The sequence below is a fragment of the Streptomyces sp. NBC_01520 genome (genome assembly GCF_045040375.1).
GTDB lineage: Bacteria > Actinomycetota > Actinomycetes > Streptomycetales > Streptomycetaceae > Streptomyces.
In genome coordinates, this window is the sequence record NZ_CP109404.1 from 7,090,301 (window position 1) to 7,115,052 (window position 24,752).

Consider the following 24,752-nt stretch of genomic DNA (forward strand, 5'->3'; position numbering starts at 1 on the left):
TCCAAAGAATGTCTTCGCTCCTCAGTCTAGCGTCGGCTCCCGGATGCCGACCGAACGGAAGGTGCTTCCATGTGCAACCCCCAGACCGTCGCCGCGTCCCTCCCGCCGGAGTCAGGCAGGGCCGGCACGCACGACTCCACAGCCCCCGCCGCAGAACGCCCCGCCCCGCGGGTCACGCTCCCCACCGGCACCGTCCGTGACCTCACCCATGTCCGTGGGCCCTGACTGGCCGGTCTTCGACCTCTACGTCAAGCCGATGGAGATCCGGCCTCTGGCCTACCTCGCGGAGCACGAGTACAACGCGCTGGAACTGACGTACGACGAGCACATCGGCACCCACATCGACGCGCCGCTCCACTTCGACGACGACGGCCTCTCCGTCGAGCGGATCCCGGTGGAGACCCTGGTCGCCCCGCTCGCGGTGGTCCGGGTCGGGGAACGTGCCGCCCGCGACCACGTCACCGAACTGACCGTCGACGACCTGCTGCGGTGGGAGAGCCGCAACGGCCGGATCCCCGGCCGGGCCCTGCTTGCCGTCGACAACGACCGGGCGGTGCGGATCGAGACCCCCGGAGCGTTCCTCAGCTTCGACGAGAAGGAAGGGCTCTACCGCTTCCCGGGCATCTCGGTGGAGGCCGCGGCCTTCCTCGTCGAGGAGCGTTCCGTGGTCGGCGTCGGCACCGACTCGCCGAGCCTCGACCCCGGCTCCCGCCCCGCCGACCCGTACACGCACCGGGTGTTGCTGCCCGTCGGCAAGTACGGCGTCGAATGCCTCGCGGGCCTGGGCACCGTCCCCGACGTCGGCGCGGTCGCTGTCGTCGGCGCTCCCCGTCACGCAGGCGGCACAGCCGGCCCGGCTCGGGTGCTCGCTTTCCTGTGAACCGCTGAACCGCCGTCCGGACGGGCCTGCCGAGGAGGCGTCCGGACGGCGCGGGCTGCCCGTGGACGAAGGAGCGCCGGACGAACCGTCCGGCGCTCCTCCGCTGCCTATGTCCCGCCCTGTGCGACCGGAAGTCAGGAGATACGCGAGTTGTCGTCGGCGAAGGCCACATCCAGCAGCCCCGGGAACCGGGCGTCCAGGTCCTCGCGGCGCAGCGACATGTAGCGGTGGGTGCCCTCGATGCGGGTGTGGGTCACGCCCGCGTCGCGGAGCACCTTGAGATGGTGCGAGAGCGTCGACTTGGAGAGCGGAATGCCCAGGCTGCCACAGGACTGCTCCTCGAGCCCGACCAGACCGCGGACGATGGCGAGGCGCGTGGGATCACTCAGTGCGTGGAAGACCGCGGTGAGCTCGATGTCCGACCGGGCGGGGTGGCTCAGGGTACGCACAGCTCTCTTCTCTCGCTCACCCCTGACTGCGGAGGGTATGGGGCCAATTCTGATGGTTCGTAGGTTTGCACATCATCGAACCAAGGGCAACCGCGCCTGCGTCGGCACGGTTGCCCCAGTCGGTATGACGGCTACCAGGTGTCCCAGTGGGCGATCTCCTCCGTGCCGACCCGGGGCCCCGGCCGGAAGTCCGTGCCGATCGTGTGCGCGAGCGGGATCAACGCGGCCTGGAGAACCGTCTCGTACGGGATCCCGAGCAGTTCGGCCGCCTCCCGCTCGTAGTGCAGGTGCGGGGTGGTCCATGCGGTGCCGAGCCCACGGGAGCGGGCCGCCAGCATGAACTGCCAGACGGCTGGCAGGATCGATCCCCAGGTGTTCGCCTGCCCGACGTGCGAACTGTTCTCGTGCCGGCCCTGGACGCGGATGCACGGAACCACCAGCACCGGTACCTCGTGCAGATGCTCGAAGAGGTACTGGGCACTGTCCGCGATCCGCTGGCCGCGCACCAGGTCACCGCGGTTCACGCCGTCCCTCACAACCTGCTGGCGGGGCCGGGCGAGGCCCAGCCGGTACAGGTCGGCCAGGGCGGCCCGCTTGGCCGGGTCCGTGACCAGGACGAAGTCCCAGCGCTGCCGGTTGCGCCCGGTGGGCGCCTGGGAGGCGAGCTGAAGGCACTCCTCGATCAGCTCGCGTTCCACCGGCCGGTTCAGGTCGAGGCGTTTACGGACGGCGCGGGTGGTGGTCAGAACGTCGTCGGCGGTCAGGTCGAGCGGGGGCATGAAGCTCCGTCCTTTGCAGGGGTCACAGGGGTTGTGCAGGGGTCAGGAGAGGGGGGTGGTGCCCGGCAGGCGCGGGACCGCGGCCAGCAGCCGGCGGGTGTACGGGTGCTGCGGTGAGCCCAGGACCTCGGCGACGGGCCCCTGCTCGACGACCACGCCGTCACGCATCACCAGTACCCGGTCGCTGACCTGCTGCACCACTGCCAGATCGTGCGAAATGAACAGCATGGCCAGGCTGTAGGCCGCACGGAGCCGGGCCAGCAGCTCCAGGACCTGCGCCTGCACCGTCACGTCCAGCGCCGACACGGGCTCGTCGCAGACCAGCAGCCGGGGCGACGTGGCCAGCGCGCGGGCTATCGCGACCCGCTGACGCTGTCCGCCCGACAGCCCGGCCGGCCGGCGCTCCAGCAGGGCGGTGTCCAGACCGACCTGGTCGAGCAGCTCGGCCGCCCGCTCCCGGCGCCGCGCGCCCCGGCCGGGCCCTGCCACGGACAGGGCCTCGTCCAGCAGGCGCCGTACGGTGAACCGGGGGTCGAACGACCCGAGCGGGTCTTGGTGGACCAGCTGTATGCCACGGCGCAGGGGGCGCCGGCGCCGCTCGTCCAGCGCGCTCCACGGCTCGCCGTCCAGCAGTACCCGGCCCTCGTCGGGGGCCAGCAGCCCCATCGCCATGGCGGCCAGGGTGCTCTTGCCGGAACCGGACTCGCCCACCACACCGAGCGTCTCGCCAGGAGCCACCGTGAAGTCGACGGATGAGACGGCGGTACGCGTCCCGCCACCGGGGGAGCGGTACCTCTTGACCAGGCCGGCCCCGGACAGCAGCGGCCGGCCGGCCGGCTCCACCGGCCGGGCCCGCACCGGCAGGGGCCCGCGGCCGGGGACCGAGGCGATCAGCGTCCGGGTGTACGGGTGCTGCGGGGAGCCGAGCACCTCGGCCGCCGGCCCGGACTCCACCACCCGCCCCTCGGTCATCACCGCGATCCGGTCCGCGAGCTGTGCCACCACGGCGAGGTCGTGGCTGATGAGCAGCAACGCGGTGCCCGACTCCTTGAGCTCCCGCAGGAGTTCCAGGACCCGGGCCTGGACCGTTACGTCCAGGGCGGTGGTGGGTTCGTCCGCGATCAGGACCCGGGGGCTGCCCGCCGTCGCCGAGGCGATCAGGGCCCGCTGGCGCAGCCCGCCGGACAGCTGGTGCGGATACTGACGGGCGCGCAGCTCCGGTTCCGGGACCCCCGCGTCCGCGAGCAGTCCGGTCACCCGGTCCGGCACCTCCGCGCGGGTGGCCAGACGGTGGGCGAGGAGGGGTTCGGCGACTTCCGCGCCGACCCGCCGCAGCGGGTCCAGAGCCTGAAGGGCGTCCTGCGACACGAGGCCCACGACCCGGCCACGCACGGCGCGCCAGTCCCTTTCCCGGAAGCCGGTGGTGTCCACGCCGTCCACCCGCATTCCTTCGCTGTGCACCGCTGACTCGGCTCCGGCCAGCCCGATCAGGGACCGGGCCGTGACGCTCTTGCCGGAGCCCGACTCACCGACCAGCGCCAGGCATTCGCCCGGTGCGAGGGTGAGCGAGACGTCGTGGACGACGGTCCGGCGCCTGCGGCCGTGACCGAAGGAGACGGTCAGCCCGCGGACCGCCAGGACGGCGGTGGACGTCACGGCTTCGCTCCCGGTGTCCGGTACGGAGTCCTTCGGGGGAGCGCTCATACTCCTCGCCTGCCTTCCAGTCGGAGGTGCAGCTGCCGCCCGACCACGGTGACCGCGACCACCGACAGGGTGATCGCCGCTCCGGGGAACACCGCGATCCACCACGCACTCTGCAGCGCGTCCCGGCCCTGGGCGAGCATCGCCCCCCACTCGGGGGCGGGGGCCTTCGGGCCGAGGCCGAGAAAGCTGAGCGCCGACCCGGAGATGATCGCCGTGCCCACCCCGAGCGTCGCGGGCACGACCAGCGGGCCGAGCGTGTTGGGCAGCACATGGCGCAGCACCACGGTCCGGCGGCGCAGCCCGAGCCCGACGGCTGAGCGGATGTACTCGGCCCTGCGCACCACCTGGGCCTGCCCCCGGACGAGGCGTGCGTAACCGGGGACGGAGGAGACCGCGATGGCCAGCGCCGCGTTCACGGAGCTGGGCCCGACGACGGCGATCACCAGCAGGGCCAGCAGCAGTTCCGGCAGGGCGAGCATCACGTCCATGGACCGCATCGCCACCTGGTCCGCGAACCGCCCGAGCAGCGCGGCGGGTAGCCCGATCAGCAGGCCGACCGAGACGCCGAGCACCGTGGCGCCGACGCCGAGGAGCAGGGAGTGGCGCGCTCCGTGAATCACCCGGGCGTACACGTCACGGCCCAACTGGTCGGTGCCGAACCAGTGTTCGGCACCGGGGGGCAGCAGGGCGGCCATCGGATCGGCATCGGTCGCGGACGCGTGGGTCAGCAGTCCGGGGCTCACGCACGCGACGGCGGCGACGGCCAGCACGGTCAGGGCAAGTGCCAGTCCCGGCCGGAATACGGCCAGCCGCTCGCGCAGCGGGACGGAGGAAGGACGCGCCACGGTCAGGCCGGCGGGAGGGGCGCTCATGCGGGGCTCCTGAGCCGCGGATCCGCCCACAGGCAGAGCAGGTCCGCGCATGCGTTGACGACGAGATAGACGAGGGCGGAGAGCAACACCAGGCCGACGACGACGGGGATGTCACGGCCGGAGATGGCGTCCAGGGCCACCCGGCCGAGGCCCGGCCGGGCGAACACGGTCTCCACCAGAACCGTGCCGCCCAGCAGGCCGCCCGCCAGCCACCCGCTCAGCGTCACGGCCGGCACGGCGGCGTGCCGCAGCGCGTGCCGGAGCCGCAGCCCCGCACCGCTCAGCCCCCGGGAGCGCGCGGTGAGCGCGAACGGCTGGTGCAGGGCCGTCTCCATCCCCTCCCGGAGCACCTGGGCGAGCAGGGACCCGAACGGCACCGCCAGCGTGACGGCCGGCAGCACCAGCGACCGCCAGTCGCCCGCACCGGCCACCGGGAACACGTTCATCCGGAACGAGAACAGCGTCAGCAGCACGATCCCGAGCCAGAAGGCGGGCGTCGAGACGGCCACCAGCTCCGCTCCCGACACCGCGCCCCGCACCCGGCGCCGCCGCCCCGCGGTGGCGGCCGCCGTGACCACCGCCGTGACCACCAGCAGCGCCAGGGCACTGAGCGCCAGCTGGGCGGTGTCGCCGAGCTGCTCCCCGATGATCAGCGAGACGGGCTGCTGCTGCTGGTAGGAGGTGCCCAGGTCGCCCGTGGCCAGCTTCGACAGGAACGAGACGTACTGCACGGCCGCAGGGTCGTCCAGGTGGTACTCGTGCCGGATCTGGTCGCGGAGTGCGGACGAGTCGGTGGCCGACGCGCCGAGCAGGGTCGTCACCGGGTCTCCGGGTACGAGATGGAGTACCAGGAAGGTCAGGCTCGCCGCCCCCCACAGCACCAGCACGGCGCCGACCGCGCGGTGCAGCAGCCAGCGGGCGACGGGTGGGAAGACCCCGCTCACCTCGTGTTCTTCCAGACCCCGGCGAACTGCGGCCACGCGTTGGCGTCGAAGTCCAGCCCCTCCGCGCCGCGGGCGACGCCGACGGTGGTGACCGGCACGTACAGGGGGAGCACGGTCGCGTGGTCGACGGCCCAGCGCTCCACCTTGGCGTACGACTTCTCACGTTCGGCCGGCTCGGCCTCGCCGGCGCCCGCCCGCAGCCAGCTGTCGACCTGCTTGTCCTCGGTGCGTGAGACGTTCTGGCCGCCCGCTGCGGGCAGGTTGGACGAGAGGTAGAAGCCGGCCAGGATCGCCGGGTCGGCGCGGACCCAGGCGTTGTCCCACACGTCGTAGTCGCCCGTGCCGTAGCGCTCGAAGTAGGCACCTGTCTCCACCGGGTCGCGAACCAGGTCGATGCCGTTCTTCTTCAGTTCGGCCTGCACGGCCTCGCCCAGCACATCGCGCTGGTCGCGCACCAGGGCCCCGATGAACGGCCAGTGCAGCGCGAGCCGTTGCCCGTCCTTGGTGCGATAGCCCTTGGCGTCCCGGCCGCTCCAGCCCGCCTCGTCCAGCAGTTCGGCGGCGGCCGTCGGGTCGTGCTCCACCGCGCCCTCGATGGACTTGTCGTACGCGGCGGGTGTGGCAGGGCTCAGTGGGCTCCAGGCGCGTTCGTACTCACCCCGGTAGATGCTCTTGACCAGTGCGTCCACGTCGACGGACTGCTGGAAGGCCCGGCGTACCCGCTCGTCGCGGAGAGGGCCGCGGGAGGTGTTGAGGTAGAGGGAGTAGGAGGCGCCGGGGGACTGCTGTGTGGTCAGCCGCAGGGAATCGTCGCGCTGTACGGCTGCGGCCGAGGTCACAGGGACAGCGGCCGCGTCGACCTGACGGCTGGTCAGGGCGCCCGCGCGCACGGAGTCCTCGGGGAGGAAGCGGACGACGAGCTTGTCCACGAGTGGCGGGCCCTGGTGCGCCGCGCCTTGCGCGGCCCAGTTGTAGTCCTTGTTGCGGACGAACTCGGCCCGGTCGTTCTTCACGTACCGCTCCGAGCGGAACGGGCCCGTGCCGACCGAGTACTTCCCGCCCGCGCAGAGCTTGTCCTTGAACTCGGTCAGGGAGCGGGGCGAGGCGATGCCGAGATACGGGGTCGAGGCCGCCTGGAGGAAGGGGATGTTGGGTTCGGTGAACGTGACCTTGATGCTGTGCTCGCCGAGGACCTCGCTGCCGCTGTAGGGGCCGAGCAGGGCGGCGGCGTACAACGACTTGGTGGCGGGGTCCTTGATGTGTTCGAGGTTGGCCTTCACCGCGGCGGCGTCGAACGGCGTCCCGTCGTGGAAGGTGACGTCGTCGCGCAGCTGGAAGGTGTAGGTGCGGGCGTCCTCGGAGACCGTCCAGGACGTGGCGAGCCAGGGGTGCAGCTTGCCCTTGGCGTCCAGCTGGACCAGGGAGTCGAAGACGTTGCGCTGGACGACGGCGGTGATGTCGCCGGGGCTGGTGTGCGGGTCGAGGCACGAGGTGCCTACTGCGGCGGCGTAGGTGAATGTCCCCCCACGCACCGGTTCGCCCCCCTTCCGGTCTGCCTGCTCACCGCCGCTCCCGCATGCGGTGACTAAGAGCAGCAGGGCGGTGACAGTGACGGCCGCGACAGGTCTTGTGGCCATGAGCCTCTCCATACGTGGTGCGAAGCGCTGGTAGGGACGGGGCGTCCGGTGTGAGGGGTCCGGGGCTTGTGAGCGGCCGGCCGTTCCCCCGGACGCGGTGCCGCGCTGCCTGTACGACGACCTGGACGCGGCCGGGCACACCGGGCCCACGCCGGCCGGGGACATGCCGTCGAGCGGAGCGGCATGAGGCTGTAGAGTACGAAATTTTCGTCTGTCCGTCAATCATCTGAAAAAAGATTAAATGTTGCGCGATTGTGTCGTACCCCTGTTCCTTGGGGTGTCGCGCGGAGAAGTCTGCTAAGCGGCCGCAAGGGTTGCGGGGCCTCGCGGGAGTGAGTCGCATCACTCAGAGTGAAGTTTTCGGCATACATCCCGGTGGGCCGGACATGTGTCCAGGCTGCTGGTGCGCCATACCCCGGACACCGGCACGCAGCAGTGCTCGGCCGGACCGGTGCGGAGCAATTCAGGCACGGAAGGCAGATCACTACATGTCGGCTTCTCACCCGTCGGATGCCCGTCCGGCCGCACCGCGCGACGCGGTGCTGGAGACCGTGCACATCGACGGCGCCTGGCGCCACGCGGTGTCCGGCGCGACCCGCGAGATCCTCGACCCCGCTGACGCCACCGTCCTCGCTCTCGTCTCCGAGGGCGGCACCGAGGACACCGACGCGGCCGTCGCCGCCGCCCGTCGCGCCTTCGACGACGGCCCCTGGCCCCACCGGCCCGTCGCCGAGCGCGCCGAGCTGCTGCGCCGGGTCGCCGGCCTCCTCCAGCGGGACCGGGAGGAGATCGCGATCACCGAGAGCCGCGACACCGGCAAGACCCTGGAGGAGGGCCGCGTCGACGTCGACGACGTCACCAATGCCTTCCGCTACTTCGCCGACCTCGTCATGAACGAGAGCGGCGGCCGGGTCGTCGACGCCGGCGACCCCGATGTGCACAGCGTCGTCGTGCACGAGCCGGTCGGGGTCTGCGCCCTGATCGCACCGTGGAACTACCCGCTCCTCCAGGCCAGCTGGAAGATCGCCCCGGCACTCGCGGCGGGCAACACCTTCGTGCTGAAGCCCAGCGAGGTCACCCCGCTCTCCACCGTCCACCTGATCCGGCTGCTCGCCGAGGCAGGACTGCCCGACGGCGCCGCCAACCTCGTCACCGGCGCGGGCGACCCCGTCGGCGCCCGGCTCTCCGAACACCCGGATGTCGACCTGGTCTCCTTCACCGGCGGACTCGCCAGCGGGACGAAGGTCGCCCAGGCCGCGGCGCCCACGGTCAAGAAGGTCGCCCTGGAGCTCGGCGGCAAGAACCCCAACGTCGTCTTCGCCGATGCCTGCGCCACCGACGAGGACTTCGACACCGCCGTCGACCAGGCACTGAACGCCGCGTTCTTCCACAGCGGCCAGGTCTGCTCCGCCGGGGCCCGCCTCATCATCGAGGAGTCCGTCCGCGACCGCTTCGTCACGGAACTCGCCCGCCGCGCCGACGCGATCCGGCTCGGCCGGGGCACCGTCGACGGCGTCGAATGCGGCCCGCTCGTCTCCGCCCAGCAGCTCGCCAAGGTCGAGGCGTACGTCGCCTCCGCCCGTGAGGAGGGTGCGGTCGTCCGCTCCGGCGGCGCCCGCCCCGAACCTTCGGACGTGCGGCCCGCGAGCGGCTACTTCTACCGGCCGACCGTCCTGGACGGCTGCCACCGCGAGATGAAGGTGGTCCGCGAGGAGACCTTCGGCCCGATCCTCACCGTCGAGACCTTCCGTACCGAGGAAGAGGCCGTCACGCTGGCCAACGACACGGACTACGGTCTCGCGGGCGCCGTCTGGACCACCGACGCCGGCCGCGCCCGTCGCGTCGCGGGACGACTGCGGCACGGCACCGTCTGGATCAACGACTACCACCCGTACCTCCCGCAGGCCGAGTGGGGCGGCTTCGGCAAGTCCGGTACGGGCCGTGAGCTCGGGCCCACCGGACTGGCGGAGTACCGCGAGGCCAAGCACATCTACCAGAACCTCAACCCGCGCCCCCAGCGCTGGTTCGCCGGCTGAGCGCAACCGGGCCTCCCCACCCGCCTGTTCGCAGTACCACGCACACGCAAGCACCTTGCAGAAGGAGCAGTGACCGATGCCGCCGTCCCCCCGCACCGCACGCCCCGAACCCGCCGACTACGTGATCGTCGGTGGCGGAACCGCAGGTTCGGTCATCGCCTCCCGCCTCAGCGAGGACCCCCACGTCACCGTCACCCTCATCGAGGGTGGTCCCACCGACATCGACCGGGACGACGTTCTCACCCTGCGCCGCTGGCTCGGACTGCTCGGCGGTGACCTCGACTACGACTACCCCACGACCGAACAGCCGCGCGGCAACTCCCACATCCGGCACAGCCGCGCCCGGGTGCTGGGCGGCTGCTCCTCGCACAACACGCTGATCAGCTTCAAGCCGCTGCCCGGCGACTGGGACGAGTGGGCCGAGGCCGGCGCCGACGGCTGGGACGCGGCGTCCATGGACCCGTACTTCGACCGGCTGCGCAACAACATCGTGCCCGTCGACGAGAAGGACCGGAACGCCATCGCCCGCGACTTCGTCGACGCGGCGCAGTCGGCGGCCGGAGTCCCGCGCGTCGACAGCTTCAACAGGAAGCCCTTCCACGAAGGGGCCGGCTTCTTCGACCTGGCCTACCACCCGGAGAACAACAAACGTTCCTCCGCGTCGGTCGCCTATCTCCACCCGCACATCGAAGCCGGGGACCGCCCCAACCTCTCGATCCTGCTGGAGACCTGGGCGTACAAGCTGGAGTTCGAAGGAAACCGCGCCACCGGTGTGCACGTCCGCACCGAGGACGGCGAGGAACAACTGCTGCGCGCCTCCCGCGAAGTCATCATCTGCGCGGGCGCGGTGGACACCCCCCGGCTGCTCCTGCACTCCGGGATCGGACCGGCGAAGGACCTGACGGCGCTCGGTATCCCCGTCGTCCACGACGCACCGGGCGTCGGCGAGAACCTGCTCGACCACCCCGAGTCCGTCATCGTCTGGGAGACCGGAGGACCCATCCCCGAGAACTCCGCGATGGACTCCGACGCGGGCCTCTTCGTACGGCGGGACCCCGGATCCCGGGGCCCCGACCTGATGTTCCACTTCTACCAGATCCCCTTCACCGACAACCCGGAGCGCCTCGGCTACGAGAGGCCCGAGCACGGTGTGTCGATGACCCCGAACATCCCCAAGCCGCGCAGCCGCGGCCGCCTCTACCTCACCAGTGCCGACCCCGAGGTCAAGCCGGCCCTGGACTTCCGCTACTTCACCGACGAGGACGACCACGACGGCCGCACCCTGGTCGACGGCATCAGGCTCGCCCGCGAGATAGCGAAGACCGAACCGCTGGCCCACTGGCTCAAGCGCGAGGTCTGCCCCGGCCCCGAGGTCACCTCCGACGAGGACATCAGCGAGTACGCCCGCAAGGTCGCGCACACCGTCTACCACCCGGCCGGCACCTGCCGCATCGGCGCGCCCGGCGACCCGGCGGCCGTCGTCGACCCGCAGCTGCGCATCCAGGGCCTCGACGGCATACGCATCGCCGACGCCTCCGTCTTCCCGGCCATGCCCGCGGTCAACCCCATGATCGGGGTCCTGATGGTGGGCGAGAAGTGTGCCGAGCTGCTCCGAGAGACCCCGACCGCCGGAGGCGACGTCCGATGAGTGAATCCACCGCACCCGTCTTCTCCGTCCGCGACCTCTGGAAGGTGTTCGGCCCCAGGGCCGACCGGATCCCGGGCGGCGAGCACGCCGCACTGCCGCCCGCCGAACTGCGCGAGCGCACCGGCTGCACCGCCGCCGTGCGCAACGTCTCCTTCGACGTCGAGAAAGGAGAGGTCTTCGTCGTCATGGGCCTGTCGGGCTCCGGCAAGTCCACCCTCGTACGCTGCCTGACCCGGCTCATCGAGCCCACCAGCGGCACCCTGGCCATCGACGGCGAGGACGTACTCGCCATGGACCGCACCCGGCTGCGCGAACTGCGCCGCCACCGCGCCGCGATGGTCTTCCAGCACTTCGGACTGCTGCCGCACCGCACCGTCCTCGACAACGTCGCCTACGGCCTGGAGATCCAGGGCCTCGGCAAGGCCGAACGCCGCGCCAAGGCTGCCGAACTGGTCGAGAAGGTCGGCCTCAAGGGCCTGGAGGACCGCCGCCCCGCCCAACTCTCCGGCGGCCAGCAGCAGCGCGTCGGGCTCGCCCGCGCGCTCGCCGTCGACCCGTCCGTCCTCCTCTTCGACGAACCGTTCAGCGCACTCGACCCGCTGATCCGGCGCGAGATGCAGGACGAAGTCGTCCGGCTGCACCAGGAGGAGGGCCGCACCATGGTCTTCATCACCCACGACCTGAGCGAGGCACTGCGCCTGGGCACCCGCATCGCCCTGATGCGCGACGGGGAGATCGTCCAGCTCGGCACCCCCGAGGAGATCGTCGGATCACCCGCCGACGACTACGTACGCGAGTTCGTCCGGGACGTCCCCCGCGAACAGGTCCTCACCGTCGCCACCGCCATGCGCCCCCCGACCGAGGGTGAGGGCGACCACGGCCCGGCGCTGCGCCCCGAGGCCACCGTCTCCGAGGCCATCGAGGCCGTCGCCCGCTCCGGCGACTCCGTCGCACGTGTGATGGAGGACGGCCGGCTCGTCGGAGTCGTCGACCACGCGTGCCTGCTCGACGTCGTCGCGGGTACGGGGGCCCCGGCGGTGACCGTCTGATGGCCACCGCCCAGGCCGCCACCACCCCGGCCGCCGGATCTCCCTCCGCGGGCCCGCTCGCCGCCCTGCGCGGCCGGCCCGCCCTCGGCAAGCTGATCCTGCTCCTGGTGGTCGCCGCCGTCGCCGTACCCGTCGTCCACACCCGCTGGGGGGGCGGGATGTGGCCCGGCGCCCTGACCGTCGACCTGAGCGCACCGCTCGGCGAGGTCAACGACTGGATCATCGGGAACCGCGACAGCCACCCGCTGTTCCTCCACTTCTTCGGCCACATCAGCAACGCCGTCGTCCTGTCCGTGCGCGGCGTCTACCTGGCCCTGCTCGCCCTCGGCTGGGCCGGTGTCACCGTCGTCGCCGCGCTCGTCGCCTGGCGGACCGCCGGCGTACGCCTGGCACTCACCGCGGGCCTGTCCTTCCTGGCGTGCGGGCTCCTCGGCATGTGGGTGCCGACCATGCAGACCCTCGCCCTGATGGTCGTCGCCGTCCTCGCCTCCGTCGTGCTCGGCATGCTCCTGGGACTCGCGGCCGGACTCTCGGACCGTACGTTCCGCCTGCTGCGCCCCGTCCTGGACACCATGCAGGTGCTGCCCGCCTTCGCCTACCTGCTGCCCGTCGTGCTGGTCTTCGGTATCGGCGTGCCCGGCGCGGTCCTCGCGACCGTCGTCTACGCGGCCCCGCCGATGGCCCGGCTCACGGCACTGGGACTGCGCGGCGCCGACGCGGGCGTCATGGAGGCCGTGGCCTCCCTCGGCGCGACCGGGAGGCAGCGTCTGCTGACCGCCCGACTTCCGCTGGCCCGCAAGGAACTGCTGCTCGGCCTCAACCAGACCATCATGATGGCGCTGTCCATGGCCGTCATCGCCTCCGTCATCGGCGCGGGCGGCCTCGGCGACCGCGTCTACCAGGCGCTCTCCGCCGTCGACGTCGGCGCCGCGCTCGCCGCGGGCATCCCCATCGTGCTGCTGGCCGTCGTCCTGGACCGTACGACCGAGGCGGCCGGCCGGAAGATCGGCACCGAACCCACCGGACCGGCCGCCCTGCGCGGCTGGCGCGGCTGGGGAGCCGTCGCGGTGCTCGCCGCCGCCGTAGCAGTCGTGGGCCGGTTCACCGGTGGCCGCATCTGGCCCGAGAGCGGGATCGTGGCCATCGCCGGCCCCGTCAACACCGCCAAGGACTGGATGGTCGACCACCTCTACACCGGCATCCCCGTCATCGGCGGAACCGCCGACTGGGCCGCCCACTTCACCAGCTGGATCCTCAACCCGCTGCGCGGCGGACTGCAGGGCCTGCCCTGGTGGTCCGTCCTGCTGATCGTCGCCGCACTCGCCTGGACCATCGGCACCTGGCGCACCGCGCTCACCGCCGTCCTGGCCATGGCCGCCATCGGAGTCCTCGGGGCCTGGGAACTCTCCATGGACACGCTCAGCCAGGTCCTCGCGGCCGTCGCCGTCACCCTCGTCCTGGGCTTCGCCGTCGCCATCGGAGCCGCACGCAGCACGCGACTCGAACGGATGCTGCGGCCTGTCCTGGACGTCTTCCAGACCATGCCGCAATTCGTCTACCTGATCCCCGTCGTCGCCCTCTTCGGCGTCGGCCGCGCCCCCGCCGCCGCGGCGGCCGTCGTCTACGCGCTGCCCGCCGTCGTCCGCATCACCACCCAGGGCCTGCGGGGCGTGGACCCCGCCGCGATGGAGTGCGCCCGCTCACTCGGCGCCACTCCCGGACAGCAACTGCGCCAGGTCCAGCTCCCGTTGGCCAGGCCCGCCCTGCTGCTCGCCGTCAACCAGGGCGTCGTCCTGGTCCTCGCCGTCGTCATCATCGGCGGTCTCGTCGGCTCCGGCGCGCTGGGCTACGAGGTCGTGTTCGGCCTGGCCCAGGGCGACCTCGCCACCGGCCTCGTCGCCGGTGCCGCCATCGTCTGCCTGGGACTGATGCTGGACCGGGTCACCCAGCCCACCACCCGCCGCCGGCGTAAGGAGAGCTGACATGGCTCGCACCCGGACCCGCGCACGCCTGCGCACCTCCGCGACCGCGGCCTCGGCCGCCGCCCTGCTGGCCGTCACCGGCTGCGGCGCCGCGGACATGACCAAGCAGGCGTCCCCGTTCGCGGCCCCCGCCGACATCAGGACCGTCACGCTCTCCGTGCAGTCCTGGGTCGGCGCCCAGGCCAACGTGGCCGTCGCCCAGAAACTCCTGGAGGACGAACTGGGCTACCGCGTCGACCTCGTACAGACCGACGAGGTCCCCGCCTGGGACGCCCTCAGCCAGGGCCGGGTGGACGCCATCCTGGAGGACTGGGGCCATCCGGACCAGGAGAAGCTGTACGTCGAGGACAAGAAGACCATCGTCGCCGGCGGCGACCTCGGCGTCACGGGCCACATCGGCTGGTACGTCCCGAAGTACTGGGCGGACGAGCACCCCGACGTCACCGAGTGGAAGAACCTCGACAGGTACGCCGACGAGCTGCGCACCCCCGAGAGCGGCGACAAGGGCCAGCTGATGGACGGTTCGCCGTCCTACGTCACCAACGACAAGGCGCTGGTGAAGAACCTCGGCCTGGACTACAAGGTCGTCTTCGCCGGTTCCGAGGCCGCGCAGATCACCCAGATCCAGCAGTTCGCCAAGGAGGAGAAGCCCTTCCTCAGCTACTGGTACCAGCCGCAGTGGCTGTTCAACGAGGTGCCGATGGTCGAGGTGGAACTCCCGGAGTACACCGATGCGTGCGGTGCCAAGGACCCGGCCGACATCGACTGCGCGTACCCGCAGACGCCGCTGCAGAAGTACCTCAACGCGGACTTCTCCCAGCGGGGCGGCGAGGCCGCGGCCTTCCTGAAGAAGTTCAACTGGTCGGAGAAGGACCAGAACGAGGTCTCCGAGATGATCGCCTCCGAGCGGCTGGCGCCCGGCGAGGCAGCCGAGCGCTGGATCGAAAAGAACCCCGAGGTGTGGAAGAAGTGGCTGGTCCGGTGACCTGAGCCGAGTGCCCCCTTCCGGATGGGGCCTCAGCCGCCGCGGCACACGTCGCGCACGGCTGAGGCCCTTTCGCGTGACCCGTCGCCACGGTCCGTCCGCTCACGTCCATCAGCCCGCCGGGCCGATCGAGTCCGTCAACTATTCACTCAGTACATGTACCGAGTATATAGTCACGCCATGAGCACCCGCCATGTCCTCTTGGGCCTGCTCGCTACCGGTCCCTGCCACGGCTACGACCTGAAGCGACAGTACGACGCACGCTTCCCCCAGGCCCGCCCGCTGGCCTACGGGCAGGTCTACACGACTCTGCAACGCCTCGTGCGTGACGGCCTGGCCGCCGTCGAAGGCACCGATTCCGACGGTGGCCCCGAGCGCACCCTCTACCGATCGACAGACGAGGGATCACACGAACTGGCCCGGTGGGCCGACGAGATCACCCCACCGGCACCCTTCGTGACGAACGAGATCTTCGCGAAGGTCGTGGTCTCGATCCTCGTCGCCGCAGCAGGCACACCGCCCGACCGGGACGGCCGGACACCGGACGCCGCAACGCACCTGCTGGCCCAACGAGCCGCCCACATGGAGCGGATGCGCGACCTCACCGCACTCAAGACCACGCCGGGCGCCGATCTCAGCACGGTGCTCTCGGCCGACTACGCCCTTGCCCATCTGGACGCCGACGTGCGGTGGATGACCACCACCGCCGCCCGCATCGACACCCTGACCGCGGAGGTCAACGCAGCATGAGCTCACGGGACGAACAGCTCCTTCCAGGAGAGACCGCGCTGATCACCGCGCGCGGCCTGAAGAAGTCCTACGGAAGGGCGGAGGCACTGCGCGGTGCTTCCCTCGACCTCCACGCGGGCGAGATCCTCGCCGTCACCGGCACGAGCGGCAGCGGCAAGTCCACCCTGCTGCACTGCCTGGCCGGGATCGTCCGGCCCGACGAGGGCGTCGTCACCTACGGGAGCGAGCAGCTCGACCGATCGTCCGAGGAGCGGCTCAGCGAGCTGCGGCGCGGTGACTTCGGGGTGGTGTTCCAGTTCGGACAGCTGATCCCCGAGCTCACCGCGCTCGACAACGTGGCGCTGCCCCTGCTGCTCTCGGGGATCCGCCGTGGCCCGGCGAACGAGAAGGCCGGCGAGTGGCTGGAGCGCTTCGGTATCCGCGGCCAGGCGGACCTGCGCCCCGGTGAGATGAGCGGCGGCCAGAGCCAACGGGTCGCACTGGCACGGGCCCTGGTCACCGAACCGAAGGCCGTCTTCGCCGACGAGCCCACCGGCGCCCTCGATTCGCTCGCCGGGGAACAGGTGATGACCGCCCTGGTGCACGCCGCCCGGGAATCGGGCACCGCGGTCCTGCTGATCACCCATGACGCGCAGACCGCGGCGTACGCGGACCGAGAGGTGTGGCTGCGGGACGGGGTCGTCCACTCCGGATCCGGCGCCGTCACCGGCCGGGAGGCGGTTCGCCATGGGGGCTGACATCCGCATCGCCTGGATTCTCGCGCGCGGCTCGGAGCGCCGCGAGTGGTGGAGGATCCTGCTCACCGCGCTGGGCGCCGTGGCCGCGACGGGCTTCGCGCTCGGGGCGGTAGTGATCGCCGCAGTCCAGGGCCAGGTGTCGATCCCGTACGCACACGGCCTGCTCAACCAGCCCGGCGAGCGCGCCGGTGTGGTGCTCGCGCTCGTGCTCCTGCTGGTCCCCGTGCTGGGATTCCTCGGCCAGTGCGCCCGCATCGGCGCCGTGCACCGCCACCGGCGGATGGCCGCGATGAGGCTCACCGGGGCATCTCCCGCGCAGGTGCGGAGGATCGCCGCGGTGGAGTCCGCGTTCCCCTCCCTGCCCGGCTCGGTGGCTGCCTTCGCCGTCTTCGTCGTACTCCTCGCCGGCGCGGGGCACGCGCCGCATCCCGCGGCCTGGGCGGGCTTCGTGGTGGTCGTTCTGGCCGTTCCGGTGGCCGCGGCCCTGGTCAGCGTCTTCGCCCTGCGCCGCGTGGTCGCGTCGCCGCTCGACCAGGTGCGCCGCACGGGCCCGGACCGGGGGCGCCGGGCGGTGTTCGGCTTCCTGCTCGCAGGCGTGCTGGTCTCCGCAGCAGGGCTGTTCGGTCTCTTCCCCGTCAGCATCCGCTCCGCGGCGTTCCCGGCGCTGGTCCTGGCTCTGGTGTTCCTCACCGGGGCGGGCGCGATCTGGGCGGCCGGGGCGTCGGCGGCGTTCCTGGGCCGGCGGCTCTCCCTCCGTGCGCAGAACCCCGCGGTGCTCATCGCCGCGGGCCGCCTCGCGCACGACCCCTGGGCCGCCGCGCGCACCCACGCAGCGCTGCTGCTGGTCACCGTCGTCGGGGTGGGCTTCGTGGGCGTGCGCGCGATCCTGCTCGCGGCCCTGTCCGACAGCGGCAACGGGGTGGAGGACCTGGCGTTCTACACCACCGGCATCGACCTCGCCGGAGCCGCCGTCCTGGTCGCCCTGGCGATCAGCCTCTGCGGACTCGCCGTGGGCACCGCCGAGTCGCTGGCCACCCGCCGCAGGGGCCTCGCCGTCCAGGCCGCGGCCGGGGTGCCGCACACCGTCCTGGCCAGGGCCGCACTCCTGGAGACCGCGCTCCCGCTGGCACCGGCGCTCCTGCTCGCGGGACTCGGAGGGACAGCGGTGTACGTGTACTACGCCGTCATCGTCGGCGGGGCCGTTCCGCTGCTCCCCCTCCTCGTGCCCGTCGCCGTCTACGCGGCCTGCCTGCTGGCCGCGGCGACCTCGCTGCCGCTCCTGCGGCGCGTGACGCACCCGGCGGAGCTGCGGTTCAGCTAGGGCGTTCCGTCCTGCGGCCGAACTCCTGGGGGCCGGTGCTGCCATCATGGCGAGGACAGCAGAAGGCGCGGCCGAGGGGGACGGGTTGATTTCCGAGCCGGAGATGGTGGGGGAGTTCGGTGCGGTCGAAACCCCTGAGGTGATGGGCGACTCGGATCGGGAGCCGGTCGGCCGGCGGGGGAGGCGGCCGTGGCTGTGGGCACTCGGCGGGGCGGTCATGGCGTCGGCCCTCTGGGCGGCGGCGCTCCTCTCCTACGGGGTGGGCGACCGGGCGCCGGACATGCGCGGGTACCGGCTGGACCGCGACCCCTGCTCCTCGCTCCGGCTGGAGGCGCTCGGTACGGACATCGCGCCGAGGGAGGCCACGGGGGCGTCCGAGTCGGAGCTGTCGCGCCATGCGGCCCTCGACCAGGTCACCTGCTTCATCCCGCTCCGGCCCCGGTCCGAGAAGGAACAGTCGGAGAGCGGCTGGTCCGTCGAGTACACCGTCGAGATCACCGTGGAACTGCACAAGAAGACCGACCCCGGCACCGAGTTCGAGGCGCGGCTGGAGACGGCCGGGCCCTGGACCGACCGTGAGGCGAGGACGGAGACCGTTCCGGACCTCGGCGGTGCGGCCTATCTCCGGACCTCCGAAGACGGTTACGCCGACCTGTGGGTACTCGACGGCGGTGCGGTCCTCTTGCTGAGCCTCTCGGCGTCCCCGCAGTACTGGAGCGACGACAACGGCGAGATGCCCGGTGAGGACGGGAACGACGAGGAGCCGGGCATCCCCGACCTGTCCCCTCACCACTCGGCCATGATCAGCGACATGCGTGATCTCATGTCCGGCCTCAAGCAATGAGCCCGGGACGGGGCTGTTCACTTCTGACGGGCCCTCCGTTCACCTTCTGATGATGCGCATTTCCGAATGCCGTCAACCTCCTATGGAATCCGACCGGTCGGGGCTGTTCGCGCGGTGCGCAAACTTCGGGGAACGGCACTCGGCCACCTTCCAGGCGGACGGCAACCTCGTGATCCACAACGCCGACGACCGGCCCGTCCGGGGCGCGGGCAGCTTCGGACACCCGGGCGCGAAGCTGGTCCTCAGGGGGACGGAAAGGTGGTCGTCGTGGACGGGGGCACCGTGCTCTGGAGTACCTGACCCGGTGCCCGGCCGGACCACCGGGCGTACCCGTGCCCGCCGCCGGGGAACCGGAGGCGGGCACGCGGGCGCGGGGAGCGCGGGTGCGCGGCGGTCAGCCGGTCACGGTCCGGGCCGCCTCCGCCTCCGTCCCGGTCTCCGCACAGGTCTCCGTCCCGGTCTCCGTGCCCGGCCGCTCGAACTGGGTGCGGTACAGCTCCTCGTACCGCCCCCCGACGGCCAGCAGCTCCTCGTGGGTGCCCCGTTCGACGACCCGGCCCCCCTCGACGACCAGGATCAGATCGGCGGCCCGCACCGTCGAGAGCCGGTGTGCGATCACCACGGCCGTACGGCCCTCCAGCGCCTCGGCCAGGGCCTCCTGGACGGCCGCCTCCGAGGTGGAGTCCAGATGCGCGGTCGCCTCGTCCAGGATCACGACCCGCTGACGGGCCAGCAGCAGCCGGGCGATCGTCAGCCGCTGCCGCTCCCCACCGGAGAGCCGGTAGCCGCGCTCGCCGACGACCGTGTCCAGACCCGCGGGCAGCGATGCCACGAGCCCGTCCAGGCGGGAGCGGCGCAGCGCGTCCCAGATGTCGTCCTCGGTCGCGCCGGGCCGGGCGAGCAACAGGTTGGCGCGCACCGACTCGTGGAAGAGATGCCCGTCCTGGGTGACCATGCCGAGGGTCTCCCGGATCGAGTCCGTGGTCAGATCACGTACGTCGACGCCGTTCAGCCGTACGGCACCCTCGTCGGTGTCGTACAGCCGCGGCAGCAGCTGCGCGATCGTCGACTTTCCGGCACCGGACGAGCCGACGAGCGCGACCATCCGGCCCGGTGCGGCGGTGAAGGACACGTCGTGCAGGACCTGCGTGCCGCCCCGGGTGTCGAGCGTCGCGACCTCCTCCAGCGAGGCGAGGGAGACCTTGTCGGCGGCCGGGTAGCCGAAGGACACCCCGTCGAACTCGACGGACACCGGCCCGTCAGGCACCCGGCGGGCGTCCGGCTTCTCCGCGATCAGTGGCTTCAGGTCGAGGATCTCGAAGACCCGCTCGAAGCTGACCATCGCGCTCATCACCTCGACCCGGGCACCGGCCAGCGCCGTCAGCGGGGCGTACAGCCGGGTGAGGAGCAGGGCGAGGGCGACCACGGCACCGGGCTCCAGGCTGCCGTTCAGCGCGTAGTAGCCGCCCAGGCCGTACACCAGGGCGAGGGCCAGCGCGGACACCAGGGTGAGTGCCGTGATGAAGGTGGACTGCAGCATCGCCGTCCGGATGCCGATGTCACGGACCCGGCCCGCGCGGGCGGCGAACGCGGCGGACTCCTCGGAGGGACGCCCGAAGAGCTTGACGAGCGTCGCCCCCGGTGCGGAGAAACGCTCCGTCATCTGGGTGCCCATGGTCGCGTTGTGACCCGCGGCCTCCCGCTGGAGCGCCGCCATGCGGGAGCCCATCCGGCGGGCCGGTACGACGAACACCGGCAGGAGGACCAGGGCGAGCAGGGTGATCTGCCAGGAGATGGTGAGCATCACGGCCAGGGTCAGCAGCAGGGTGACGAGATTGGAGACGACCCCCGAGAGCGTGTTGCTGAACGCCCGCTGGGCCCCGATCACATCGTTGTTGAGCCGGCTGACCAGCGCCCCGGTGCGGGTCCGGGTGAAGAAGGCGACCGGCATCCGCTGCACATGGTCGAAGACGGCGGTACGCAGATCGAGGATCAGCCCCTCGCCGAGCGTGGCCGACAGCCACCGGGTCAGCAGTCCGAGCCCCGCCTCGCAGACGGCGATGAGGGCGATGAGCAGGGCGAGCCGGGTGACCGTGCCGCTCCCGTCGCCCCGCACGATCGCGTTCACGACGCGGCCGGCGAGCACCGGTGTGGCCACCGCGAGCAGCGCGGTGACCACACTCAGCAGCAGGAAGCGGCCGATCCGCCCCCGGTGCGGCCGGGCGAACGCCGCGATGCGGCGCAGCGTGACACGGGTGAAGGGCCTGCGGTCCGCTTGCGCGTTCATCGCACTGTGGAGCGATGTCCACGCGGTGACTTCCATGTCCATGCGAGTGCCTCTCCGGAGTCGGGTCCGTACGCATGGCACGCTAGGACCTCAAGGGAGCTTGAGGTCAACCCCGGGGTGTGGCGCGCGCCCGCACCGTCGCCATGACCTCCCGGTCCGGCTGCAGTGTCAGCGTCGGTACGGGGTTGATGATGCCCGGGTCCACCTCCAACTCGAAGCGGCGCGCCAGCACGGCCAGGATCAGGACCGACTCGACCATCGCGAAGCGCGTGCCGAGGCACACCCGGGGCCCGCCGCCGAACGGGAACCAGGCGTACTCCGGGATCTCGTCGCCATGCTCGGGGTCCCAGCGCTCCGGACGGAACTCCTCCGGCCGCGGGAACCACCGCTCGTCCCGGTGCGTGGCCCACTGGCTGCTCCACACCCGGGTGCCCACCGGCATCGGCACGCCGCCGATCCGGGCCCCTTCCTTGGCGACCCCGGTCACCAGCCAGATCGTCGGGTACAGCCGCAGGGTCTCCTTCACCACGGCCTGGGCGTACGTCAGTTGCGCGTAGTCGTCGATGCCGGGCTCCCGGTCGCCGAGCACCCGGTCCAGCTCCTCGGTGAGGGCGGCCCGCGCCCCGGGGTTCCTGGACAGCAGGTACCAGGCCCACACCAGGGTGGAGCTGGTCGTCTCGTGACCGCCGATGTAGAGGGTGACCGTCTCGTCGCGGATCTCCTGGTCGGTGAGGTGCGCCCCGGTCTCGTCCACCGCGGTGAGCAGCCGGCTCAGCAGGTCCGGACGCTCCCCGTCCCCCTCGCGGTGACGGGCCACCACCCGGCCCACCTCGGCGTCGATCACCGCGGCGGCCTTCTTGATCCGGGCCCGGCCGGGCGTCGGAACCCAGTCGGGCAGGACGGCGCCCAGGCCGCTGAACTCCTTGCCGATCTCCTGCTGGGCGATGTCCATGGCCCGGCCCATCGACTCGGCGTCGGCCGGGGTGTCCACACCGAAGATCGTGCGGACCGCGATCTTCTGTGTCAGTGCCGCCATCTCCCGCTTGATGTCGACGCGTTCGCCGCCCGCCCAGGTGTCCGCGAGCTCCACGGTGCTCGCCGTCATCGTCGACGCGTACGACTTCACCTGCTTGGGCCGTACGGACGGCTGCACCAGCGAGCGCTTGCGCCGCCAGTCGGAACCCCGTGCGACGACCACGCCGTTGCCCATCACCGTACGGAACGCGATGCCCAGCAGGGGCTGGTCGAAGGTGCGTTCCGTCTCGGTGAGGAGTTCGCCGATGTACTCGGGATCGGAGACGAACACACAGTCGTTGCGGCCGAACCGCCAGCTCACCATGGTCCCGTAGCCGCGCAGCCGCTCGAAGAAGCCGAGCGGGTCCTTCCCGAACCGCGGCAGGCTCCCGAGGAGGGGAAGCCCCCTGGGGCCCGGCACGGGCAACTGGCCGCGCGGCTCGGTTCCGACAGCCGCACCGGTTTCCGTGGACATAGGGCTCCCGTCATCTGCCTTGTTCATACGGTGAGTTGACAATCTCTCATGCCGGTACGGGTGTTCGAAGGCGGTGGCGCGATACCGCCCCCGGTCATCGGGGCCGCCCCATACGAAGGGCCGCCGGCCGGGGCATGACACCCCGGCCGACGGCCCTCGCACAGTCCTTCAGGACGGCGTCCCGTGCCGTCAGACGCCCGGCGGAACCCGGGACGGCCGTCCGCCGCCACGGGTCAGGCCGTAGCCGAACACGGCCGCCAGCGCCGCGAGTACGCCGCCGCCCACCGTCCACAGCCAGCGGTCGGTCCACCAGCCGGAGGCCCAGCCGTCCTCCGGCTCGCTGCCGAGCGAGACCCGGGGCCTGTCCGCACCGTCGTCACCGTCGGCGGCCTGTTCGACCGAGGACGCGCCGGGCACCAGCGGTTCGGCGAGCGCGCCGTCCACGTCGTGGGCCCCGCCCGCGTCGACGGAGGTCACCTCGGTCTCGGCGTGGACCGGCAGGCCCAGGTCCTCCTCGGCCGCGTCGACGACCGTCAGGCGTACGTAGTAGCTGCCGGGCAGCGGGTCGTTCGCCCACGCCTCGGACCAGGCACGCACCGGGCGCAGCACACAGGACAGCTCGACGGCGGTCGCGTCCGGCGCCGCCTTCCTGGTCTGGTGGCCGTACATGCAGGCCTGGCGGCGGCGCAGTCCGTCGTACACGTCGACCTGCCAGGTCGACGTACCCTTCCGGGCCGCGTCCTGGGGCAGGGTGACCTTCGCCCGGACGGTGGGGCGTTGGCCGGCGTCGGCGGGGAACACCCAGTACAGGTAGTCACCCGTGGAGGCGTCCGCGGTGGCGGTCTGCTCCTGCTGGACCGCCGTGGCGGTACGGAAGGTCGTACCCGCCTCCGTCGGCCCCGCGGCCTCGCCCTCGGCCGGGCTCGCACTCGCCGAGGGGTCGTCCGCGACGGCTCCGCCCGCGGAGGTCAACAGGGTGACGCCGGCGAGGAGAGCGCCCACGAGGCCGCGCCTCACGACGTTGCTGCGGATGGTGGTACGCATCAGTTGGTCCTCCATACGGCGACACGCCAGCGCGAGATCCAGCCGAACACCAGGCCCGCGACCAGTCCGGTCAGGACCATGACGCCCAGCAGCCACCAGCCGCGGCCCAGGCCGAACGCGGCCACGTCGGCGGCGTCGTCGGGCGCGCCCACCAGGTCGATGGTCAGCTCGACGGGCATGCCCGGGGTGGTCTTCACGGACGCGGGCGCCGAGAAGGAGTTGCTGAGCTGGAGGCAGACGGTCTCGGCGGCGGGCTTGACGTCGCCGTCCACGTCGTCCTGTTCGGCCTTCGGGTAGCGCAGGCCCGAGGAGACGGCATCGGTGCGCCCGGTGCCGGACTCCGCACCCCGGACGATCTCACGGCCGTGCACGGTCACCGCGCGCAGCAGCACGCCGTAGTCGTTGTTCACGGCGCGGTCCGCCGCCACACTCACCGAGGCGCGCAGCTCCTGACCGGGCAGCACATCCACCCGGTACCAGCGGTGCTTGCCGAACTCCTGGCGGTCGGTGTAGAGACCCGCCTTCAGCTGGGGGGCCGCGGAACAGCTGCCCGCGCCCTCGGTGGCCACCGGGGTGACGACGGGCTCCGCGGCCCGCTCCACCAACTGCTTGACCCTGCCCGAAAGTTCCTCGGTGTGCTGGATGGCCGTGTACGTACCACCGGTGGCCTCGGCGATGCAGGTCAGCTGCTGCCGGATCTTGGCGTCGGGCACCAGGCCCAGCGTGTCGATGACCAGGTGGATCCCGCGGGCGGCGATGTCACGTGCGACCTCGCACGGGTCGAGCGGGCCGCAGGTGTCCTCGCCGTCGGTGATCAGGACGATCCGGCGGGTGGAGTCCCCGCCCTCCAGATCGTCGGCCGCGCCGAGCAGCGCGGGCCCGATCGGGGTCCAGCCGGTCGGAGCGAGCGTGGCGACCGCGGCCTTGGCCTCGGTGCGGTCGAGCGGGCCGACCGGGTAGAGCTGCTTGGTGTCCTTGCAGCCGGTCGCGCGGTCGTCGCCCGGGTAGTCGGCGCCGAGCGTCCGGATGCCGAGCTGCACTTCGTCGGGGACCGCGTCCAGTACGTCGTTGAAGGCCTGCTTGGCGGCGGATATCCGGGACTGGCCGTCGATGTCGCGGGCGCGCATGGAACCGCTGACGTCCAGGACGAGTTCGACCTTGGGGGAGGCGGCGGAGGAGGAGGGTTCGTCGGCGGCGGCCGGGAGCGCGGTGCCGAGCCCGGCGGCCAGGGCGGCGAGCAGGATGCCTACCCCGGCCGTCAGCCGTTTTCTTATGATCATCGACGGATCCTATTGAAGATCCGCAGGCATCCCCA

Annotated in this window: 21 protein-coding genes; 11 read left to right on the forward strand and 10 right to left on the reverse strand. The window is 71.8% G+C overall.

The window, feature by feature from the left end:
- The first annotated feature begins 69 nt into the window (after positions 1-69).
- Positions 70-225, forward strand: coding sequence for a hypothetical protein (locus OG524_RS31970; protein WP_405812152.1), 156 nt, complete (start codon positions 70-72; stop codon positions 223-225).
- On the forward strand, positions 209-880 hold the full coding sequence (locus OG524_RS31975; protein ID WP_405387078.1) for a cyclase family protein: 672 nt from the start codon (positions 209-211) through the stop codon (positions 878-880). Before OG524_RS31970 ends, OG524_RS31975 begins: the two co-directional genes overlap by 17 nt.
- 134 nt (positions 881-1,014) lie before the next feature.
- Here the strand turns inward: OG524_RS31975 and OG524_RS31980 are convergent, their stop codons facing one another.
- The 6 genes from OG524_RS31980 to OG524_RS32005 form a co-directional block, all read right to left on the reverse strand.
- Complete coding sequence (locus tag OG524_RS31980; protein ID WP_405387076.1) at positions 1,015-1,329, reverse strand: ArsR/SmtB family transcription factor; 315 nt, start codon at positions 1,327-1,329, stop codon at positions 1,015-1,017.
- Between the two features lie 131 nt (positions 1,330-1,460).
- The gene (locus tag OG524_RS31985) at positions 1,461-2,108 is read right to left on the reverse strand and encodes a nitroreductase family protein (protein ID WP_401518641.1); all 648 of its coding nucleotides are present in this window, start codon (positions 2,106-2,108) and stop codon (positions 1,461-1,463) included.
- Positions 2,109-2,150: 42 nt separating this feature from the next.
- Positions 2,151-3,812, reverse strand: a complete 1,662-nt coding sequence (locus tag OG524_RS31990; protein WP_405387074.1) for a dipeptide ABC transporter ATP-binding protein — start codon at positions 3,810-3,812, stop codon at positions 2,151-2,153.
- The gene (locus OG524_RS31995; RefSeq protein ID WP_405387072.1) at positions 3,809-4,684 is read right to left on the reverse strand and encodes an ABC transporter permease; all 876 of its coding nucleotides are present in this window, start codon (positions 4,682-4,684) and stop codon (positions 3,809-3,811) included. Before OG524_RS31995 ends, OG524_RS31990 begins: the two co-directional genes overlap by 4 nt.
- The gene (locus OG524_RS32000; protein WP_405387070.1) at positions 4,681-5,628 is read right to left on the reverse strand and encodes an ABC transporter permease; all 948 of its coding nucleotides are present in this window, start codon (positions 5,626-5,628) and stop codon (positions 4,681-4,683) included. Before OG524_RS32000 ends, OG524_RS31995 begins: the two co-directional genes overlap by 4 nt.
- On the reverse strand, positions 5,625-7,265 hold the full coding sequence (locus OG524_RS32005; protein ID WP_405387068.1) for an ABC transporter substrate-binding protein: 1,641 nt from the start codon (positions 7,263-7,265) through the stop codon (positions 5,625-5,627). The genes OG524_RS32000 and OG524_RS32005 overlap by 4 nt, the downstream gene beginning before the upstream one ends.
- A 488-nt stretch (positions 7,266-7,753) precedes the next feature.
- On the opposite strand from OG524_RS32005, the gene OG524_RS32010 reads away from it, so the two are divergent.
- From OG524_RS32010 to OG524_RS32050, 9 genes are all read left to right on the forward strand, one after another.
- Positions 7,754-9,301, forward strand: a complete 1,548-nt coding sequence (locus OG524_RS32010; RefSeq protein ID WP_405387066.1) for an aldehyde dehydrogenase family protein — start codon at positions 7,754-7,756, stop codon at positions 9,299-9,301.
- Positions 9,302-9,377: 76 nt separating this feature from the next.
- The gene (locus OG524_RS32015; protein WP_405812153.1) at positions 9,378-10,949 is read left to right on the forward strand and encodes a GMC family oxidoreductase; all 1,572 of its coding nucleotides are present in this window, start codon (positions 9,378-9,380) and stop codon (positions 10,947-10,949) included.
- Positions 10,946-11,998 carry a glycine betaine/L-proline ABC transporter ATP-binding protein gene (locus OG524_RS32020; protein ID WP_405387064.1) on the forward strand — a complete coding sequence of 351 codons (1,053 nt, stop codon included), beginning with the start codon at positions 10,946-10,948 and terminating at the stop codon, positions 11,996-11,998. The genes OG524_RS32015 and OG524_RS32020 overlap by 4 nt, the downstream gene beginning before the upstream one ends.
- Positions 11,998-13,980: an ABC transporter permease gene (locus OG524_RS32025; protein ID WP_405812154.1), complete on the forward strand. Its 1,983-nt coding sequence runs from the start codon at positions 11,998-12,000 to the stop codon at positions 13,978-13,980. The genes OG524_RS32020 and OG524_RS32025 overlap by 1 nt, the downstream gene beginning before the upstream one ends.
- 1 nt (position 13,981) lies before the next feature.
- Complete coding sequence (locus tag OG524_RS32030; RefSeq protein WP_405812155.1) at positions 13,982-14,965, forward strand: ABC transporter substrate-binding protein; 984 nt, start codon at positions 13,982-13,984, stop codon at positions 14,963-14,965.
- A gap of 180 nt (positions 14,966-15,145) precedes the next feature.
- Positions 15,146-15,715 carry a PadR family transcriptional regulator gene (locus tag OG524_RS32035; RefSeq protein ID WP_405387058.1) on the forward strand — a complete coding sequence of 190 codons (570 nt, stop codon included), beginning with the start codon at positions 15,146-15,148 and terminating at the stop codon, positions 15,713-15,715.
- The gene (locus tag OG524_RS32040) at positions 15,712-16,452 is read left to right on the forward strand and encodes an ABC transporter ATP-binding protein (protein ID WP_405812156.1); all 741 of its coding nucleotides are present in this window, start codon (positions 15,712-15,714) and stop codon (positions 16,450-16,452) included. Before OG524_RS32035 ends, OG524_RS32040 begins: the two co-directional genes overlap by 4 nt.
- Positions 16,442-17,773, forward strand: a complete 1,332-nt coding sequence (locus OG524_RS32045; protein ID WP_405812157.1) for an FtsX-like permease family protein — start codon at positions 16,442-16,444, stop codon at positions 17,771-17,773. The genes OG524_RS32040 and OG524_RS32045 overlap by 11 nt, the downstream gene beginning before the upstream one ends.
- A gap of 46 nt (positions 17,774-17,819) precedes the next feature.
- Positions 17,820-18,617, forward strand: coding sequence for a hypothetical protein (locus tag OG524_RS32050; protein ID WP_405387053.1), 798 nt, complete (start codon positions 17,820-17,822; stop codon positions 18,615-18,617).
- Between the two features lie 394 nt (positions 18,618-19,011).
- Here the strand turns inward: OG524_RS32050 and OG524_RS32055 are convergent, their stop codons facing one another.
- The 4 genes from OG524_RS32055 to OG524_RS32070 all read right to left on the reverse strand — a co-directional run bounded on the left by OG524_RS32055 (position 19,012) and on the right by OG524_RS32070 (position 24,717).
- Positions 19,012-20,946: an ABC transporter ATP-binding protein gene (locus OG524_RS32055; protein ID WP_405387051.1), complete on the reverse strand. Its 1,935-nt coding sequence runs from the start codon at positions 20,944-20,946 to the stop codon at positions 19,012-19,014.
- 64 nt (positions 20,947-21,010) lie between these two features.
- Complete coding sequence (locus OG524_RS32060; RefSeq protein WP_405387049.1) at positions 21,011-22,393, reverse strand: cytochrome P450; 1,383 nt, start codon at positions 22,391-22,393, stop codon at positions 21,011-21,013.
- 189 nt (positions 22,394-22,582) lie between these two features.
- On the reverse strand, positions 22,583-23,437 hold the full coding sequence (locus tag OG524_RS32065) for a hypothetical protein (protein WP_405387047.1): 855 nt from the start codon (positions 23,435-23,437) through the stop codon (positions 22,583-22,585).
- Positions 23,437-24,717 (reverse strand): VWA domain-containing protein, encoded by a 1,281-nt coding sequence (locus OG524_RS32070; RefSeq protein ID WP_405812158.1) that lies wholly within the window; start codon positions 24,715-24,717, stop codon positions 23,437-23,439. The genes OG524_RS32065 and OG524_RS32070 overlap by 1 nt, the downstream gene beginning before the upstream one ends.
- Between the last annotated feature and the right edge of the window lie 35 nt (positions 24,718-24,752).

Bases quoted from the DNA above. Each gene is read 5' to 3' on its own strand.
- OG524_RS32050 (WP_405387053.1), top strand. From the start codon at position 17,820: ATGGCGAGGACAGCAGAAGGCGCGGCCGAGGGGGACGGGTTGATTTCC.
- OG524_RS32035 (WP_405387058.1), top strand. From the start codon at position 15,146: ATGAGCACCCGCCATGTCCTCTTGGGCCTGCTCGCTACCGGTCCCTGC.
- OG524_RS32040 (WP_405812156.1), top strand. From the start codon at position 15,712: ATGAGCTCACGGGACGAACAGCTCCTTCCAGGAGAGACCGCGCTGATC.
- OG524_RS31970 (WP_405812152.1), top strand. From the start codon at position 70: ATGTGCAACCCCCAGACCGTCGCCGCGTCCCTCCCGCCGGAGTCAGGC.
- OG524_RS32020 (WP_405387064.1), top strand. From the start codon at position 10,946: ATGAGTGAATCCACCGCACCCGTCTTCTCCGTCCGCGACCTCTGGAAG.
- OG524_RS32070 (WP_405812158.1), bottom strand. From the start codon at position 24,717: ATGATCATAAGAAAACGGCTGACGGCCGGGGTAGGCATCCTGCTCGCC.
- OG524_RS32055 (WP_405387051.1), bottom strand. From the start codon at position 20,946: ATGGACATGGAAGTCACCGCGTGGACATCGCTCCACAGTGCGATGAAC.
- OG524_RS32065 (WP_405387047.1), bottom strand. From the start codon at position 23,437: ATGCGTACCACCATCCGCAGCAACGTCGTGAGGCGCGGCCTCGTGGGC.
- OG524_RS32025 (WP_405812154.1), top strand. From the start codon at position 11,998: ATGGCCACCGCCCAGGCCGCCACCACCCCGGCCGCCGGATCTCCCTCC.
- OG524_RS31975 (WP_405387078.1), top strand. From the start codon at position 209: ATGTCCGTGGGCCCTGACTGGCCGGTCTTCGACCTCTACGTCAAGCCG.
- OG524_RS31990 (WP_405387074.1), bottom strand. From the start codon at position 3,812: ATGAGCGCTCCCCCGAAGGACTCCGTACCGGACACCGGGAGCGAAGCC.
- OG524_RS32010 (WP_405387066.1), top strand. From the start codon at position 7,754: ATGTCGGCTTCTCACCCGTCGGATGCCCGTCCGGCCGCACCGCGCGAC.
- OG524_RS31995 (WP_405387072.1), bottom strand. From the start codon at position 4,684: ATGAGCGCCCCTCCCGCCGGCCTGACCGTGGCGCGTCCTTCCTCCGTC.
- OG524_RS32030 (WP_405812155.1), top strand. From the start codon at position 13,982: ATGGCTCGCACCCGGACCCGCGCACGCCTGCGCACCTCCGCGACCGCG.
- OG524_RS32060 (WP_405387049.1), bottom strand. From the start codon at position 22,393: ATGTCCACGGAAACCGGTGCGGCTGTCGGAACCGAGCCGCGCGGCCAG.
- OG524_RS32045 (WP_405812157.1), top strand. From the start codon at position 16,442: ATGGGGGCTGACATCCGCATCGCCTGGATTCTCGCGCGCGGCTCGGAG.
- OG524_RS32015 (WP_405812153.1), top strand. From the start codon at position 9,378: ATGCCGCCGTCCCCCCGCACCGCACGCCCCGAACCCGCCGACTACGTG.
- OG524_RS32005 (WP_405387068.1), bottom strand. From the start codon at position 7,265: ATGGCCACAAGACCTGTCGCGGCCGTCACTGTCACCGCCCTGCTGCTC.
- OG524_RS31985 (WP_401518641.1), bottom strand. From the start codon at position 2,108: ATGCCCCCGCTCGACCTGACCGCCGACGACGTTCTGACCACCACCCGC.